At 71.3% G+C, this 15,598-nt stretch carries 14 protein-coding genes; 9 read left to right on the top strand and 5 right to left on the bottom strand.

Going from position 1 to position 15,598, the window contains the following annotated elements:
• Nucleotides 1-15 precede the first annotated feature (15 nt).
• The 3 genes from xseA to RLT59_RS12540 all read left to right on the top strand — a co-directional run bounded on the left by xseA (nucleotide 16) and on the right by RLT59_RS12540 (nucleotide 2,447).
• Nucleotides 16-1,227: an exodeoxyribonuclease VII large subunit gene (gene xseA / locus RLT59_RS12530; protein WP_311303478.1), complete on the top strand. Its 1,212-nt coding sequence runs from the start codon at nucleotides 16-18 to the stop codon at nucleotides 1,225-1,227.
• Between the two features lie 87 nt (nucleotides 1,228-1,314).
• Nucleotides 1,315-1,590 carry an exodeoxyribonuclease VII small subunit gene (locus RLT59_RS12535; RefSeq protein ID WP_311303479.1) on the top strand — a complete coding sequence of 92 codons (276 nt, stop codon included), beginning with the start codon at nucleotides 1,315-1,317 and terminating at the stop codon, nucleotides 1,588-1,590.
• A 266-nt stretch (nucleotides 1,591-1,856) separates the two neighbouring features.
• Entirely contained in the window at nucleotides 1,857-2,447 is a 591-nt protein-coding gene (locus RLT59_RS12540; RefSeq protein WP_311303480.1) for a malonic semialdehyde reductase, read from the top strand.
• A 103-nt stretch (nucleotides 2,448-2,550) separates the two neighbouring features.
• Here the strand turns inward: RLT59_RS12540 and RLT59_RS12545 are convergent, their stop codons facing one another.
• Nucleotides 2,551-3,069, bottom strand: coding sequence for a DUF4245 domain-containing protein (locus RLT59_RS12545; RefSeq protein WP_311303481.1), 519 nt, complete (start codon nucleotides 3,067-3,069; stop codon nucleotides 2,551-2,553).
• 141 nt (nucleotides 3,070-3,210) lie between these two features.
• On the opposite strand from RLT59_RS12545, the gene glpX reads away from it, so the two are divergent.
• Nucleotides 3,211-4,242, top strand: coding sequence for a class II fructose-bisphosphatase (gene glpX, locus RLT59_RS12550; RefSeq protein ID WP_311303482.1), 1,032 nt, complete (start codon nucleotides 3,211-3,213; stop codon nucleotides 4,240-4,242).
• A 174-nt stretch (nucleotides 4,243-4,416) separates the two neighbouring features.
• On the opposite strand, the gene RLT59_RS12555 is transcribed toward glpX, so the two are convergent.
• Together RLT59_RS12555 and RLT59_RS12560 are read right to left on the bottom strand one after the other, a co-directional pair.
• Entirely contained in the window at nucleotides 4,417-4,788 is a 372-nt protein-coding gene (locus RLT59_RS12555) for a WhiB family transcriptional regulator (RefSeq protein ID WP_311303483.1), read from the bottom strand.
• 161 nt (nucleotides 4,789-4,949) lie between these two features.
• Nucleotides 4,950-5,618, bottom strand: coding sequence for a DUF1707 SHOCT-like domain-containing protein (locus RLT59_RS12560; RefSeq protein ID WP_311303484.1), 669 nt, complete (start codon nucleotides 5,616-5,618; stop codon nucleotides 4,950-4,952).
• A gap of 227 nt (nucleotides 5,619-5,845) precedes the next feature.
• Between RLT59_RS12560 and RLT59_RS12565 the strand changes: the two genes are divergently transcribed.
• The gene (locus RLT59_RS12565) at nucleotides 5,846-7,513 is read left to right on the top strand and encodes a fumarate hydratase (RefSeq protein WP_311303485.1); all 1,668 of its coding nucleotides are present in this window, start codon (nucleotides 5,846-5,848) and stop codon (nucleotides 7,511-7,513) included.
• A gap of 43 nt (nucleotides 7,514-7,556) precedes the next feature.
• On the opposite strand, the gene RLT59_RS12570 is transcribed toward RLT59_RS12565, so the two are convergent.
• Complete coding sequence (locus RLT59_RS12570) at nucleotides 7,557-8,579, bottom strand: LuxR C-terminal-related transcriptional regulator (protein WP_311303486.1); 1,023 nt, start codon at nucleotides 8,577-8,579, stop codon at nucleotides 7,557-7,559.
• Nucleotides 8,580-8,736: 157 nt separating this feature from the next.
• Here RLT59_RS12570 and RLT59_RS12575 point away from each other — a divergent pair, with 157 nt between their 5' ends.
• Both RLT59_RS12575 and RLT59_RS12580 read left to right on the top strand, forming a co-directional pair.
• On the top strand, nucleotides 8,737-10,044 hold the full coding sequence (locus RLT59_RS12575) for an MFS transporter (protein ID WP_311307707.1): 1,308 nt from the start codon (nucleotides 8,737-8,739) through the stop codon (nucleotides 10,042-10,044).
• 331 nt (nucleotides 10,045-10,375) lie between these two features.
• Entirely contained in the window at nucleotides 10,376-11,677 is a 1,302-nt protein-coding gene (locus RLT59_RS12580) for a M18 family aminopeptidase (protein ID WP_311303487.1), read from the top strand.
• Nucleotides 11,678-11,734: 57 nt separating this feature from the next.
• On the opposite strand, the gene RLT59_RS12585 is transcribed toward RLT59_RS12580, so the two are convergent.
• Nucleotides 11,735-13,270: a ricin-type beta-trefoil lectin domain protein gene (locus tag RLT59_RS12585; protein WP_311303488.1), complete on the bottom strand. Its 1,536-nt coding sequence runs from the start codon at nucleotides 13,268-13,270 to the stop codon at nucleotides 11,735-11,737.
• 155 nt (nucleotides 13,271-13,425) lie between these two features.
• On the opposite strand from RLT59_RS12585, the gene RLT59_RS12590 reads away from it, so the two are divergent.
• Both RLT59_RS12590 and RLT59_RS12595 read left to right on the top strand, forming a co-directional pair.
• The gene (locus RLT59_RS12590; RefSeq protein WP_399126885.1) at nucleotides 13,426-14,781 is read left to right on the top strand and encodes a class II fumarate hydratase; all 1,356 of its coding nucleotides are present in this window, start codon (nucleotides 13,426-13,428) and stop codon (nucleotides 14,779-14,781) included.
• 44 nt (nucleotides 14,782-14,825) lie between these two features.
• Nucleotides 14,826-15,545, top strand: a complete 720-nt coding sequence (locus RLT59_RS12595) for a cytidylyl-2-hydroxypropylphosphonate hydrolase (protein ID WP_311303490.1) — start codon at nucleotides 14,826-14,828, stop codon at nucleotides 15,543-15,545.
• Nucleotides 15,546-15,598 lie beyond the last annotated feature (53 nt).

Here is a 15,598-nt window from a genome sequence, read left to right on the forward strand (position 1 = left end):
GATACGCTCGCTCGCATGGCTCTCCAAACATCACCGGAAGCTCCGCTGCCCGTCGGTGACGTGTCACGGCTCATCGGCGGCTGGATCGACCGGCTCGGTGCCGTCTGGGTCGAGGGGCAGATCACCCAGCTGTCGCGGCGCCCGGGTGCCGGAGTGGTGTTCCTGACGCTGCGCGACCCCTCGCACGACATCTCGGTGAGCGTGACGTGCTTCCGGCAGGTCTTCGACCGGATCGCGGACGTGGTCACCGAGGGGGCGCGGGTCGTCGTCCTCGCGAAGCCCGAGTGGTACGCGCCCCGCGGTCAGCTCTCGCTGCGCGCCACGGAGATAAGGCCGGTCGGGATCGGCGAGCTGCTGGTCCGGCTGGAGCAGCTGAAGAAGTCACTGGCCGGGGAGGGCCTCTTCGCCCTGGACCGCAAGAAGCCGCTGCCCTTCCTGCCGCAGCTGATCGGGCTCGTCTGCGGCCGGGCCTCCGCGGCGGAGCGCGATGTCCTGGAGAACACCCGGCGCCGCTGGCCCGCGGTCCGCTTCGAGGTCCGCAACACCGCCGTGCAGGGGGTGCACGCGGTGAATCAGGTGGTCCAGGCGGTGCGGGAGCTGGACGCGCTACCGGACGTCGACGTGATCGTCGTGGCGCGCGGCGGGGGCAGCGTGGAGGACCTGCTGCCGTTCTCGGACGAGCAGCTGATCCGTACGGTCGCGGAGTGCCGCACCCCGGTGGTCTCGGCCATCGGGCACGAGCCGGACTCCCCCCTCCTCGACCTGGTCGCGGATGTAAGGGCCTCCACCCCGACGGACGCGGCGAAGCGGATCGTGCCCGACGTGAGCGAGGAGCTGGACCGGGTCCAGCAGCTGCGGGACCGGGCGCTGCGGTCGCTACGGGGGCTGCTCGACCGGGAGGAGCGGGGTCTGGCGCACGCGCTGGGGCGGCCCTCGATGGAGCGTCCGCAGCGGATGGTGGACGAGCGCGCGGCGGAGATCGACGCGCTGATCGGGCGCGGCCGGCGGGTGCTGGGGCATCTGCTGGACCGCGCGGACTCGGAGCTCGCCCACACCAGGGCCCGGGTGGTCGCGCTGTCGCCCGCGGCGACCCTGGAGCGCGGCTACGCGGTGCTCCAGCGGGCGGACGGGCACGTGGTGCGCGATCCCGCCGACGCCGGGGCGGCGGGGGACGCGCTGCGGGCCCGGGTGTCCGGGGGCGAGTTCGTGGTGCGGGTCGACGGGTGAGCGACACCCTCCGGGGCCGGCGGACAGCGCCCCGGAGGCCGGCCGGGGCCGGGATGGACGGACATGCCGACGCATAGGGTGGATCACATGACGGACGACGGGACGACGACGGCTGCGGCCACGGGCACGCTCGGGTACGAGCAGGCGCGCGACGAGCTGATCGAGGTGGTGCGCCGGCTGGAGGCCGGCGGGACGAGCCTGGAGGAGTCCCTGGCCCTGTGGGAGCGGGGCGAGGCGCTGGCGAAGGTGTGCCGGCACTGGCTGGAGGGCGCGCGCGCCCGGCTGGACGCGGCGCTGGCAGGGCCCGCCGGTCCCGGTGACGGCACCGGCACCGAGGGCGGCACGGCGGCCGAAGCGGGCTGAGCCGGCCCTGCGGGGGCGGGGGCTGAGCACGGCGCATGGGGCGCGGGCCTGAGCAGGGGGCACGGGGCCTGAGCCCGGAGCGCGAGACGCGGGGCCTGAGCAGGGGGCGCCGGGCCTGAGCACGGGGATGTCGGGACGCCGGGAAGTCGGCACTTGTTGTGGAGTGAATCACTCAGCTCCCGTTTTAGTTGAAAGTTAACCTACCTCTCCCGTACGGTGATCGGTGTCGTTCGACCCCCGTGTACGTCCGGAAGGTAATACGCAAGATGTCACTCGTTCTTGACCCCGCCGCCCAGGACCTCCTCTTCCGTGAGGCCCGCACCGCCAACACCTTCACCGACGAGCCGGTGACCGAGGAGCAGGTCCAGGCGATCTACGACCTGGTCAAGTACGGCCCGACCGCGTTCAACCAGTCGCCGCTGCGCGTCGTCCTGGTCCGTTCGGACGACGCCCGCGCGCGCCTCGTCCAGCACATGGCCGAGGGCAACCAGCCCAAGACCTCGACCGCCCCGCTGGTCGCGATCCTGGCCACCGACAACGAGTTCCACGAGGAGCTCCCGGCGCTGCTGCCGCACTTCCCGCAGGCCAAGGACGCGTTCTTCTCCGAGCGCCCGGTCCGCGAGTCCGCCGCCGCGCTGAACGGCGCGCTGCAGGCCGCCTACTTCATCATCGGCGTCCGCGCCGCCGGCCTGGCCGCCGGCCCGATGACCGGCTACGACGCCGCGGGCATCGAGAAGGAGTTCCTGGACGACGACCACAACGTGCTGATGGTCGTCAACATCGGCAAGCCGGGCGAGGACGCCTGGTTCCCGCGTCTGCCGCGCCTGGCCTACGACGAGGTCATCAAGACCGTCTGAGCACGCACCGGCCGGACATCTCCGGCCGGGACACACGGGAAAGTCCCTGGAGCACCCGCTCCAGGGACTTTCCCGTTTCCGCGTGACCCCGCCCCGAAGGGCGTCAGGAGGTCTTGAGCGCCGCCGCCATCTCCGCCAGCCGCTCGGGCGACGCGGAGCCGGTGACGACCGTGGTCGCCCCCTTGCTCTCGCGCACGAGGGCGTCGTACTTAGGGCCCTCCCAGTGCTGCCAGGTCTCACCGGCGACCCGCTGGGTGCGGCCGGTGTTCTTCGCGTCCTGGCTGACGTCGGTGATGTACTTTCTCGCCGGGGACGTGGACTGCTCCACCGCGACGTATCCGCCGTCCGGGTCGAGGAAGCCCAGGTGCCAGCTGTTGCCGGCCTCGCGCTCGTACCTGACGGAGGTCGGCTTCCACTTCCGTGCCAGACCGCTGGGGGCCGCCACCGGGTAGGGAGCCGCGCGCCGCGCGGTCAGGAGTTCGACCCGGTAGTCGACCGCCTTGACCGGATCGGCCTTCTCGTTGTGCGGGACGAAGATGTAGACGACCCCCGCCACGGCGGCGATCACCGCCAACGACAGGAACATGTCCCGCACTGTCTGCTTGCCTCGCTTGCTTGCCACGGGTCCATCGTCGCATCAGCCCCCGCTCGGCCGAACCGGGGGCGCCCGCTCATAAGTGACCCGGTCTGCTCATTTTATCGACCTGACGATAGAGTCACATCACCCTCATCCGGTCGTCGTCGTACAGAAAGGTGCGCTCCGATGTCCGAGCATCATCTGCCGTCCCAGCTGGAGGTCTCGCCGGAGGCCCCCGACCGCAACCTCGCCCTGGAGCTCGTCCGGGTCACCGAGGCGGCCGCCATGGCCGCCGGGCGCTGGGTCGGCCGCGGGGACAAGATCGGCGCCGACGGCGCCGCCGTGAAGGCCATGCGGACCCTCGTCTCCACCGTGTCGATGAACGGCATCGTCGTCATCGGTGAGGGCGAGAAGGACGAAGCCCCCATGCTGTTCAACGGTGAACGGGTCGGTGACGGCACCGGCGCCGAGGTCGACATCGCCGTCGACCCGATCGACGGCACGACCCTGAACGCCAAGGGCATGCCGAACGCGATCGCCGTACTCGCCGCCGCCGACCGGGGCGCGATGTTCGACCCGTCCGCGGTCTTCTACATGGACAAGCTGGTCACCGGGCCGGAGGCGGCCGACTTCGTCGACATCAACGCCCCCGTCTCGGTGAACATCCGCCGGGTCGCGAAGGCGAAGAACTCCACCCCGGAGGACGTCACCGTCGTCATCCTGGACCGCCCGCGCCACGATGGCATCGTCAAGGAGATCCGGGAGACCGGCGCACGGATCAAGTTCATCTCCGACGGGGATGTCGCGGGCTCCATCATGGCCGCCCGCGACGACACCGGCGTCGACCTGCTGATGGGGATCGGCGGCACGCCCGAGGGCATCATCTCGGCCTGCGCCATAAAGTGCCTCGGCGGTGTCATCCAGGGCAAGCTCTGGCCGAAGGACGCGGCCGAGCGCCAGCGCGCGCTGGACGCCGGGCACGACCTGGACCGGGTGCTGTCCACGGACGACCTGGTCAGCGGCGACAACGTGTTCTTCGTGGCGACCGGCATCACGGACGGCGAACTGATGCGCGGTGTGCGCTACCGCGCGGAGACGGCGACCACCGAGTCGATCGTGATGCGGTCCAAGTCGGGCACCATCCGGAAGATCGACTCGACCCACCGGCTGTCCAAGCTGCGGGCCTACAGCGCGATCGACTTCGACCGCGCGAAGTGACGTAGGCACGTTCGGCACGTTCACGTGAAGGGGCGCCCCCCATGTGCGGTGGGGGCGCCCCTTCACGTGCGAACGGATGCGGTCACGTGCGAACGGATGCGGTGGGCCCGCACGCGGACGGTCGTGGCGGACACGGGGTGCCCGCACGGCGTTCGTACGGATGCGGTGGGCCCGTCAGCCCGCCGCGGCGATGTGGCCGGCCGCGCCGGACGTCTTGAGCTCGGCCTCGCGCCGCCGGCGGCGGGCGAGGGCCACGCGGCGCTCGGCAGCCGTGAGGCCGCCCCACACCCCGTACGGCTCGGGCTGCACCAGAGCGTGTTCCCGGCACTCGACCATCACCGGACAGCGCGCGCAGACCCGCTTCGCGGACTCCTCGCGCGAGAGCCGGGCAGCGGTCGGCTCCTTCGACGGGGCGAAGAACAGCCCGGCTTCGTCCCGGCGGCACACCGCCTCCGAATGCCAGGGGCCTGCCTGGTCCTCCCGAGCGGGATTCCGCTGGGAAGGCACGGCGGCGACCTGCAGGGGCTGATGCGGCAGTTGCAGCACGGTCCACTCCTGACGACGGCTTCGCGGGCGAGAAGACGATGCAGCTCTCCCTACCCGCTGTGCGCGCGCCTATGCACTGAGTGGCACTCAGGTCCGGTCCACGCAATTGCGGTCGATCGCGATTTCGGCTGAAATCCGTTCCTCGCGCGCCCGCCTCTCCGTCAGTGACCGAGGTGTTTGCGCAGCCGGTCCTGGAGATCCGTAATGAACTTGCCGCGCTTGGGCTTTGCCTCGACGCTGCCGAACACCGAATAACCGTTGACCACCACCACGGGCGCCTCCGGATCGCCGGATTCCAGAGTCACGACTTCGAAATTCCCGAAGATTCCCGTTCCGCTGCCGCGCAGCGAGATGTTCTCGGGGACCCGGATCTCGACACTTCCGAAGATGGAGGTCGCGTTGATCACGGTCAGACGCTGTCCGAAAAGCGCCTCGGTCAGATCGATCTCCACACTGCCGAACAACGCGAACGCGTTCGTCCGGCCGCCGACCCGCCAGCGCCCCCTGCGGGTGGAGCTGCTGAAGACCGCGACCAGGTTCTCGGCCGGACCCGCCGTCCCCTCGGGGCCGTGGTCGTACGGCGCGGCGGCGGGCCTGGCGGCCGCGCCGCCCGGCGCGGGCAGGTCCCGTACCAGCGGCTCCAGTTCACCGACGGTCTTGGCGCGGTAGACCGCGTCGACCCGCTCGCCGTGCTCGTCCGCGGTGAGCCGGCCCTCGGCCACGGCTTCCCGCAGGATGTCCGCGATCCGGTCGCGGTCGGCGTCCGAGGCGCGGATGACGTCGGGTTCCGCCGGTGCGGTGGGCTGCTGGGGGTGCTTTTCGAGGTCCACCGGCCCAGCGTACCCAAACGCGATAGATCGCGACTAGGGCCTGTCTTCGAACTGCCGTCTGCCGCGCGACGGCAATTCGAAGACAGGCCCTAGGCCTTGGGCGCCGGCGGCGAGGCGCCGCCGGGTGAGCCTTACCTCACAGGCTCACCGCTTCCGCTGGGTCCTACCCTGGTGGGTGCGTTGCCCAAGGGAGGGCAGCCTCTGTCACCGAGTGAGGAATGGCCGTAATGCCAGAGTTTGCGTACTCCGATCTGCTCCCCCTGGGAGAGGACACCACGCCGTATCGTCTGGTCACCTCCGAGGGTGTCTCCACCTTCGAGGCCGACGGCCGTACGTTCCTCAAGGTCGACCCGGCGGCGCTGCGCACCCTGGCCGCGGAGGCCATGCACGACATCTCGCACTACCTGCGGCCCGCGCACCTGGCGCAGCTGCGGCGGATCGTGGACGACCCCGAGGCCTCGTCCAACGACAAGTTCGTCGCGCTCGACCTGCTGAAGAACGCGAACATCGCCGCCGCGGGCGTGCTGCCGATGTGCCAGGACACCGGCACCGCGATCGTCATGGGCAAGCGCGGGCAGAACGTGCTCACCGAGGGCGGTGACGAGGAGGCGCTGTCGCACGGCATCTTCGACGCGTACACCAAGCTCAACCTGCGCTACTCGCAGATGGCCCCGCTGAACATGTGGGACGAGAAGAACACCGGCTCCAACCTCCCGGCCCAGATCGAGCTGTACGCGACCGACGGCGGCGCGTACAAGTTCCTCTTCATGGCGAAGGGCGGCGGCTCGGCCAACAAGTCGTTCCTCTTCCAGGAGACCAAGGCGGTCCTCAACGAGGCCTCCATGATGAAGTTCCTGGAGGAGAAGATCCGCTCCCTGGGTACGGCCGCCTGCCCGCCGTACCACCTGGCGATCGTGGTCGGCGGTACGTCGGCCGAGTTCGCGATGAAGACCGCGAAGTACGCCTCCGCGCACTACCTGGACGAGCTGCCCGCCGAGGGCTCCCCCACCGGTCACGGCTTCCGGGACAAGGAGCTGGAGGAGAAGGTCTTCGAGCTGACGCAGAAGATCGGCATCGGGGCACAGTTCGGCGGCAAGTACTTCTGCCACGACGTGCGCGTGGTGCGCCTCCCCCGGCACGGCGCCTCGCTGCCCGTCGCCATCGCCGTGTCCTGCTCGGCCGACCGCCAGGCCACCGCGAAGATCACCGCGGAGGGCGTCTTCCTGGAGCAGCTGGAGAAGGACCCGGCGCGCTTCCTCCCCGACACCACCGACGAGCACCTGGACGAGGCGGGTGACGTCGTACGCATCGACCTCAACCGCCCGATGGACGAGATCCTCGCCGAGCTGACCAAGTACCCCGTCAAGACCCGGCTCTCGCTGACCGGCCCGCTGGTCGTGGCGCGCGACATCGCGCACGCCAAGATCAAGGAGCGGCTGGACGCGGGCGAGGAGATGCCGCAGTACCTGAAGGACCACCCGGTCTACTACGCGGGCCCGGCGAAGACGCCCGAGGGGTACGCCTCCGGCTCCTTCGGTCCGACGACCGCCGGCCGGATGGACAGCTACGTCGCGCAGTTCCAGGCGGCGGGCGGCTCCAAGGTGATGCTGGCGAAGGGCAACAGGTCCAAGCAGGTCACCGACGCGTGCGACGCGCACGGCGGCTTCTACCTCGGCTCCATCGGCGGCCCCGCGGCGCGCCTCGCCCAGGACTGCATCAAGAAGGTCGAGGTCGTCGAGTACGAGGAACTCGGCATGGAGGCGGTCTGGAAGATCGAGGTCGAGGACTTCCCGGCGTTCGTCGTCGTGGACGACAAGGGCAACGACTTCTTCACCGAGCCCGCCCCGGCCCCGACGTTCACCAGCATCCCGGTGCGCGGCCCCGGCCTCGGCTGACGTGCGGGCGTAAGGCTGAGGGGCGTCGCGGCCGCGACGCCCCTCAGCCGTCGAGCAGCCCCGATGTCGCGACCAGGTAGCCGAGTTGGGCCCGGCTGGTGCTGCCGAGCTGCTCGGAGACCTTCCGCATGTGCTCGGCCACGCTGCGGCGGCTCATCCCGATCCGGCGGGCTATCGAGGCGTCCGTCTCGCCGTTGACCACCGCCCGCAGGATGGCGCGTTGCAGGTCGGACGTGACGACGGGGGTGCGCAGCGGTGCCCGCTCCGGGCGGACCGGCACCGCGCGGGCCCAGGCCTCGTCGAAGGCGCGGGCCAGGAACCGCACCAGTGACGGGTGCTGGACGCGCAGGGCGTGGTGCGGTTCGTCGGAGAACGGGACGAACGCCAGGTCCCGGTCGAACACGATCACCCGGTCGGCCACCTCCGCGAGTGTCCTGACCTCCGCTCCCGCAGCGGTCACCTGCTCGATGTACGCGAGGGTCGTACGGTCCGAGCGGACGGTGTGCTGGTAGATCGTCCGCTGCCGGATGCCCCGACTCAGATTGCCCAGGTCCCTGGTCAGCGCCTCCTGGAGCACGCGTGCCGGGCGGCTGCCGCCGGGTTGTGCGGTGCGGACCTGTTCCCGGCAGCCGCCCACCCCCGCCTCCAGCGCCCTGCTGATGACGGCCTCCCCGGACAGCCGGGTGAACGCGGGCTGTTCGCTGCGGTGCACATCCGCGTACAGGGTCTCGAAGACGGAGAGCGCGGCGCGGGTCGTGCGCAGCGCGCGGCGCCGGTCCAGGAGGGCTTCCTGGAGCGGGGCGAGCGCGGTGTAGGACGCGGTCTCCGGCGGTACGGGGATCATGAATCCCGGTGAGCCCCGGTCGGCCACCATCAGATGAAGGTTCCGCAGGCAGCCGGTCACCTCGTCCTGCGGAAGAGATCCGGCCACCAGTGCGCGCCGGTACGTCGCGAGCGCGCTCTCGCAGGGGTTTTCCGGACCGGTCACGGGCCCGCCCGGTGCGGAGCTGTCCGCCGACGATTCGCGGCAATCGCATGCCGGTGGGCTGGAATGATCGTCCTTCACAAGTATGCAGATTACCTTTGTGCACAAGGGATGACGGCGGGGAGTTCGGCGGTTCGGCGACTATGAACGGGTGACGCCCGGCCCCGACAACACCCTCAGCCGGCCGAGCGCCGAATCGGCCGACTCGCGGTACGGAGTCCGGCGTTATCGATTCCTGGTGGCCGGCTACGCCATCTCCTCGTACGGCACCTTCCTGAATATGGTGGCGCTCAATCTGTTCGTCTATGAGACGACCGGACGGGCTCTCGCCATGGGGCTGTTCATGGCCGTGCGACTGGCGTCCGGATTCGCCGCCGGGCTGACGGCGGGCGGTCTGCTCGCCCGATTCACCGCGAAGAGCGTGATGCTCTGGACGAATATCGCGCAGGCGTCGGTGATGCTGCTGCTGGTGCTCGCGCCGAACGGGCTGCGGACGGCCGCGCTGATCGCGGTATCCGTGGTGGTCGGCTCCTGCGGGACGCTGTTCATGGTGTCCCTGCGCAGCTCCATTCCGGAGATGGTCGGCGAGGACCGCCGCTCGTGGGCCAACTCCCTTTCGATCACCGGCCGCTCGCTGGCCATGGTGGCGGGGTTCGCGTCTGCGGGCGTCGTCGTCTCGCTCGTCGGGTACACCGCCGCCTTCGTCGTGGACACGGCCACCTTCGCGGTCTGCGCGGTGACGGTGGCCCTGCTCCCCATCCCGGGCGGCGGCAAGCGGCGCGACGGGGGCGGGAGCCGGGGCCGGCCGGAGCCGGACGAGGCGTCCGCCGCCGGACCGGGGGCGGAAGGTACCGGACCAGGGGCGGACGGTGCAGAAGCAGGGGCGGACGGTGCCGAGGCGGGGGCGGCCGGTGCGCCCGCCCGTCGGCGCGGGCCCGCCGCGCTCGCCGCCCTGGCCGCCGCGCCCGGTCTGGCGCTGATGGTGGTGCTGCGGGGTGTGGACGCGCTGGGCTCGTCCTCGCACAACGCCGCGCTCCCGGTCTACTCCAGCGAGCTCGACGACGCGCGCCCCGCCGTGTTCGTCAGCGCCTTCTGGTGCCTGTGGGCGCTCGGCAACATCGTGGTGCAGCAGCTGATCCAGCGGTACGCGCGCCGCACCGGCCGGTCCGTGGGGGCGCTGGGCTTCGGCTGGGGCACCTGCCTCATGTCGGCGGCGTTCATCCTGGCCTTCGCGGGGTTCCCGATGGTGGCCACGGCCGTGATCGCGCTGGTCGCGGGGGCCGCCGACGGGCTCACGGAGGTCTCGTACACCTCGCATCTGCAGACCCTGCCGGCCGGGCTGCGCGCACATGCCTTCGGGCTCTCCGCCACGGTGGAGAACCTCGGGTTCGGCGCCGGAATGATCCTGGTCGCGGCCGCGCTCGACCACTACACCCCGCTGACGGTCGTCGGCTGGTCCCACGGCGCCGCGATCGTGTTCGCCGCGGTGTTCCTGATCCGGGTGGCGGGCCCGCGCACCTCTTCGCCCGGCCCGACGCACCGGTGACGGGGCCGGGGCCGGAGACGCGGGCAGGACAGGTATCCGTACGGCTGAATTCAGCCAAATCCGCGACGGGCCGTACAGAGCCGCCGTCCGGACCACCGGCTGCGGACACCCGCGCCGCACCGCCGCATTCGCGCAGTGGGCCGCCGGCCGGGCTTGCGGGGTGCGCGGCCGATGCGGTGAGTTGTCCGCGTCGCGGGAGCACCCGCACCGCCCGACCGCCCCGCCCGGCCGCCCGCCGCGGACACCGCCCCGCGACCCGGCAGAACGCCCTCACGTCCAGCCCGCACGTCCGAACACCCTCTCGGTCCCACACCGGAAAGGCGGAGACCGCATGACGCCGGTCCAGCACCGCAGCCACGTCGACGATCTGCTCTCCTTCATCAGGGCGAGCCCCTCCCCGTACCACGCCGTGGCGAGCGCCGCCCAGCGGCTGGAGAAGGCCGGCTTCCGTGAACTGCGCGACACGGACGACTGGACGGGCACCGCGGGCGGCAGCTTCGTCCTGCGGGGCGGCGCGCTGATCGCCTGGTACGCGCCCGAGGGCACCCCCGCCCACACCCCCTTCCGGATCATCGGCACCCACACCGACTCGCCGAACCTGCGGATCAAGCCCACCCCCGACACCGGCTCCGCGGGCTGGCGGCAGATCGCGGTGGAGATCTACGGCGGAGTCCCGCTCAACACCTGGCTCGACCGGGACCTGGGCATCTCCGGCCGGCTCGCCCTGCGCGGCCCCGGCGGCACGACCGACTCCCGGCTCGTCCAGATCGACGAACCGCTCCTGCGGGTGCCCCAGCTGGCCATCCACCTGGACCGGTCCGTCAATGACGGCCTGGCCCTGGACCCGCAGCGCCATGTCGCCCCGATCTGGTCGCTCGGCGCCGCGCAGGAGGGTGCGCTGCTGCGCCGGGTGGCGGCGGCGGCCGAGGCGGAGCCGGACGAGGTGCTGGGCTGGGACCTGATGCTCCACGACATCCAGCCGCCCGGATACCTGGGCGCGGAGCAGGAGTTCGTGGTCTCCTCCCGGCTGGACAACCTGGTCTCCGTGCATGCGGGTGTCACGGCCCTGGCCGGTGCGCCGACGGCGGCCGGGGAGCCCGCGTACATCCCGGTCCTGGCGGCCTTCGACCACGAGGAGGTCGGCAGCGGCTCCGACACGGGTGCGCAGAGCCCGCTGCTGGAGCGCGTCCTGAGCCGTTCGGTCACCGCGCGCGGCGGCAGCGCGGAGGACTGGTCGCGGGCTCTGGCCGGTGCCTTCTGCCTCTCGGCGGACATGGCGCACGCCGTGCACCCCAACTACGCGGAGCGGCACGACCCGGACCACCACCCGCTGCCCAACAGCGGCCCCACGGTCAAGGTCAACGTCAATCAGCGCTACGCCACCGACTCGACCGGCATCGCGGTGTTCGCGGCGGCCTGCGAGCGGGTGGGCGCCCCGTGGCAGCCGTTCGTCTCCAACAACGCGATGCCGTGCGGTACGTCGATCGGCCCGCTCACCGCGGCCCGGCTGGGTGTCCCGACCGTGGACGTGGGGGTACCCGGGCTGTCGATGCACTCGGCGCGCGAGCTGTGCGGGGCACAGGACCCGGGCCACCTGGCGGCGATCCTGGGCGCGTTCGTGACGTCCGGCTGACCCGGAGCGCGGGGAGGAGCCGCGTACCGGCCCTCCCCGCGCCCCCCGGACCCCGGTCTAGGCGAAGCGCTGGCTCGCGCTCCCGTCGCAGGGCTGGAGCCTCAGCGGCTCGTGGGCGCCCGCCAGGGTCGCGCACAGCCCCGTGGCGGCGGCCGGGCTCAGGGTGCCCGACTGCCGGACGAACCGCTGGTTGGCGGCGCCGGAGCAGTTGTAGAGGACGAGGGCGGCGCCCGCCGTGTACTTCGCGCCCGGTACGTCCAGGCAGCGGTCGTGGCTCAGCGCCGTACGGACGGTCTTCGTGCCCGAGTCGCCCGCGTCGTACCACCAGTTCTGGTTGCGGCCGCCGTGGCAGTCCCAGCCGGTCACTCCGGTGTCGTTCCGGGTGACGGAGGCGGGGACGTCCAGACAGGCGCCGGTGGACTCGTTGGTCAGCGGCTTGAAGACGTCGTCCCAGGCCGCGGGCTGCAGCACGGGGGTGCCGGTGCTCGCCGGATCTGCGCAGCTCGCCTCGCGCAGGCCCGAGTTGTAGATCTGGGTCAGGCAGGAGGCGAAGGCGCCGTGGCCCGCGGCGTTCGGGTGGAAGGACTGCCGGAGGGAGTTGGAGTCCGGCGGGAAGTGCGACAGGTCGATGAAGAGGCCGCGGGCCCAGGTCGACTCGCTGCACACCTCGTGGCCGTGGAAGAGCCGGGAGTTGTCCAGGTAGACGGCTCCGGTGTCGGCGGCCGCCTTGCGCATGCCGCGCTCGAAGGCGGGAACGGCGGTGTTACGGCCCCAGGCGGCGTCGGAGTCGTATCCGGCGCAGCCGCCGGGAAGCTTGCCGGGGAATTTGGGGTTGTCGTAGAAGTCGGGTCCGATCGGGCTGGGGTAGCCCATGACGACGAGCTTGTAGTCGCTGTCGGCGTATCCCGCGTCCGACATGACGGTGCGCAGGTCGCCCACGGTCTTCTCGACCTTGGGGACGAGTCCGTCGACGCGGGCCTGCCAGCCGCCGGCGTACTTGGGCTCGCAGGTGCCCTGGATGAGGACCCAGCGCTCGACGCAGTCCGTTATCACCGGACCGAACTGGAGGTCGTCATTGGCACCGGCCACCAGCACGACCATCTTGATGCGGGTGTTGCGCGCCTTGATGGCGAGGTTGTCGCTCTGCACCAGCTCGTCGGCGTACTGCTTCGAACCGCCGATGACGATGTTGCCGGTGTACGCGCCGGAGCAGGAGACGTTGTACGTGACGTCGGCGGGGATGCCGGTGCGGTGGATGGCGGAGTCGGGCGAGCGGTGGCACCAGTTGTCGGGTCCGTTGGTGCCCGCCTCGTACGTGCCGACGCCCTCGCCCGAGATCTCGCTGTCGCCGAGCGAGATCAGCCCGGTCTTGCGCTGTGCGAGAGGGCGCTCGGCCGGGTCGCCGTACAGCCGGGTGGCTTCCGCGGCGCGGATGGCCTCCAGTTCGGGCGACAGCGCGGTGGATGCGGTAGTGGTGGTGGCGGACTGCGCCGCGGCCGCCGGGCCGGCGGCCGCGGTCATCCCGCCCAGTGCCGCCGCCGTGGCGGCGACGGCCGCGACGGTACAGCGGAGTCTGAACCTTGTGCGCCTCATTGCGCCTCCCGAGATTGTTGTTACCCACGGTATTTACTGGTCGGTAGGCGACTTGGGAATACATAGAACAAGACAAGTGCTCATCTTTTTCAGGAGGTTGAACCGGAGTGGACGACATCACTACAGGTGGAAAGCACCGCATCGAGCACGATTCGATGGGCGAGGTGAAGGTGCCCGCGGACGCCAAGTGGCGGGCCCAGACGCAGCGGGCCGTGGAGAACTTCCCGATCTCCGGGCAGCGCCTGGAGCGGGCCCACATCGAGGCGCTCGCCCGCATCAAGGGCGCAGCCGCCAAGGTGAACGCCGAGCTGCAGGTGGTCGACCCGGAGATCGCGCGGGCCATCCAGGACGCGGCGGCCGAGGTCGCGGAGGGGCGCTGGGACGCGCACTTCCCGATCGACGTCTTCCAGACCGGCTCCGGCACCTCGTCGAACATGAACACCAACGAGGTGCTGGCCACCCTCGCCACCGAGCGCCTGGGCCGCGACGTCCACCCCAACGACCACGTCAACGCCTCGCAGTCCTCCAACGACGTCTTCCCGTCCTCCATCCACATCGCCGCGACGGGCGCGGTGACCGGCGAGCTGATCCCCGCCCTGGACCACCTCGCGGCCGCCCTTGAGCGCAAGTCCGCCGAGTTCGCGACGGTCGTGAAGTCGGGCCGCACGCACCTGATGGACGCGACGCCGGTGACCCTGGGCCAGGAGTTCGGCGGGTACGCCGCGCAGATCCGCTACGGCATCGAGCGGCTGTACGCCTCGCTCCCCCGCCTCGCGGAACTGCCGCTGGGCGGCACGGCGGTCGGCACCGGCATCAACACCCCGCCCGGCTTCTCGGCCGCGGTGATCGCGGAGGTCGCCCGCGTCACCGGGCTGCCGCTCACCGAGGCCCGCGACCACTTCGAGGCGCAGGGCGCGCGGGACGGTCTGGTGGAGACGTCCGGCCAGCTCCGTACGATCGGGGTCTCGCTCACCAAGATCTCCAACGACCTGCGCTGGATGGCCTCCGGACCGCGCACCGGACTGGCCGAGATCAGCCTGCCCGACCTCCAGCCCGGCTCGTCGATCATGCCGGGGAAAGTCAATCCGGTCATTCCCGAGGCGGTGCTGATGGTCGCCGCCCAGGTGACGGGGAACGACGCGACGGTCGCCGCCGCGGGGGCCGCGGGCAACTTCGAGCTGAACGTGATGCTCCCGGTCATCGCGAAGAACCTGCTGGAGTCCGTCCGGCTGCTCGCGAACGTCTCCCGGCTGCTCGCGGACCGCACGGTCGACGGCATCACCGCGAACGTGGAGCGGGCCAGGGAGTACGCGGAGTCCTCGCCGTCCGTCGTCACCCCGCTGAACAAGTACATCGGGTACGAGGAGGCGGCCAAGGTCGCCAAGAGGTCCCTGGCCGAGCGGAAGACGATCCGCGAAGTGGTGCTGGCCTCGGGTTACGTCGAGCGCGGCGACCTCACGGTGGAGCAGCTGGACGAGGCGCTGGACGTACTGCGGATGACCCGCCCGTGACGCGCGTCGCTGCGGCGGGGGCGCCCGCTCACTAAGATCCCTCCATGACAGGTACCGGAGGGACCGAGCGCTGGGCGCCGGGTGATCAGATCCTGTGGCGCTACCGCGGCAACGGACCGCAGCGCCACGGTCCCGCGCCCGGCGGGGCACGGAACCCGGTCCACATCTGCCGGCCCGTCACCGTGGCCCAGGACACCGAGGACCTGCTCGCCGTCTGGGTGGCGCCCGGCACCGAGTGCGTGAAGCCGATGCTGGCGGACGGCACCGACGTGCACGCGGAGCCGCTCGCCACCCGGTACACCTCGCCGCGCACCACCGCCCGCACGCCCTGGCTGGGCAACGGGGTGCTGAAGCTGGCCAGGCCGGGCGAGCCGTGGTCGGTCTGGCTGTTCTGGGAGCCCGGCTGGGTGTTCCGCAGCTGGTACGTGAACCTGGAGGAGCCGCGGACCCGCTGGGCCGGCGGCATCGACTCGGAGGACCACTTCCTCGACATCTCGGTCTTCCCCGACCGCAGCTGGCTCTGGCGCGACGAGGACGAGTTCGCGCAGGCCCAGCGGGTCGGCCTGATGACCCCCGCGACCGCCCGGCGGGTGCGGGAGGCGGGGCGCGCGGCGGTCGGCGTGATCCGCGACTGGGGGGCGCCGTTCCGGGACGGCTGGGAGGACTGGCGGCCCGATCCGCGCTGGCGGGTACCCGCGCTTCCGGACGACTGGGACCGGCTTCCGGATGACTGGGACCGTACCCCCTCCGCCGTGCCGTCGTGAGACCCTTGATGCACCCCAGGGGGGCAAACGTAGGATCGTCCCGAAGACGGACG

It is taken from the genome of Streptomyces sp. ITFR-6 (genome assembly GCF_031844725.1).
GTDB lineage: Bacteria > Actinomycetota > Actinomycetes > Streptomycetales > Streptomycetaceae > Streptomyces.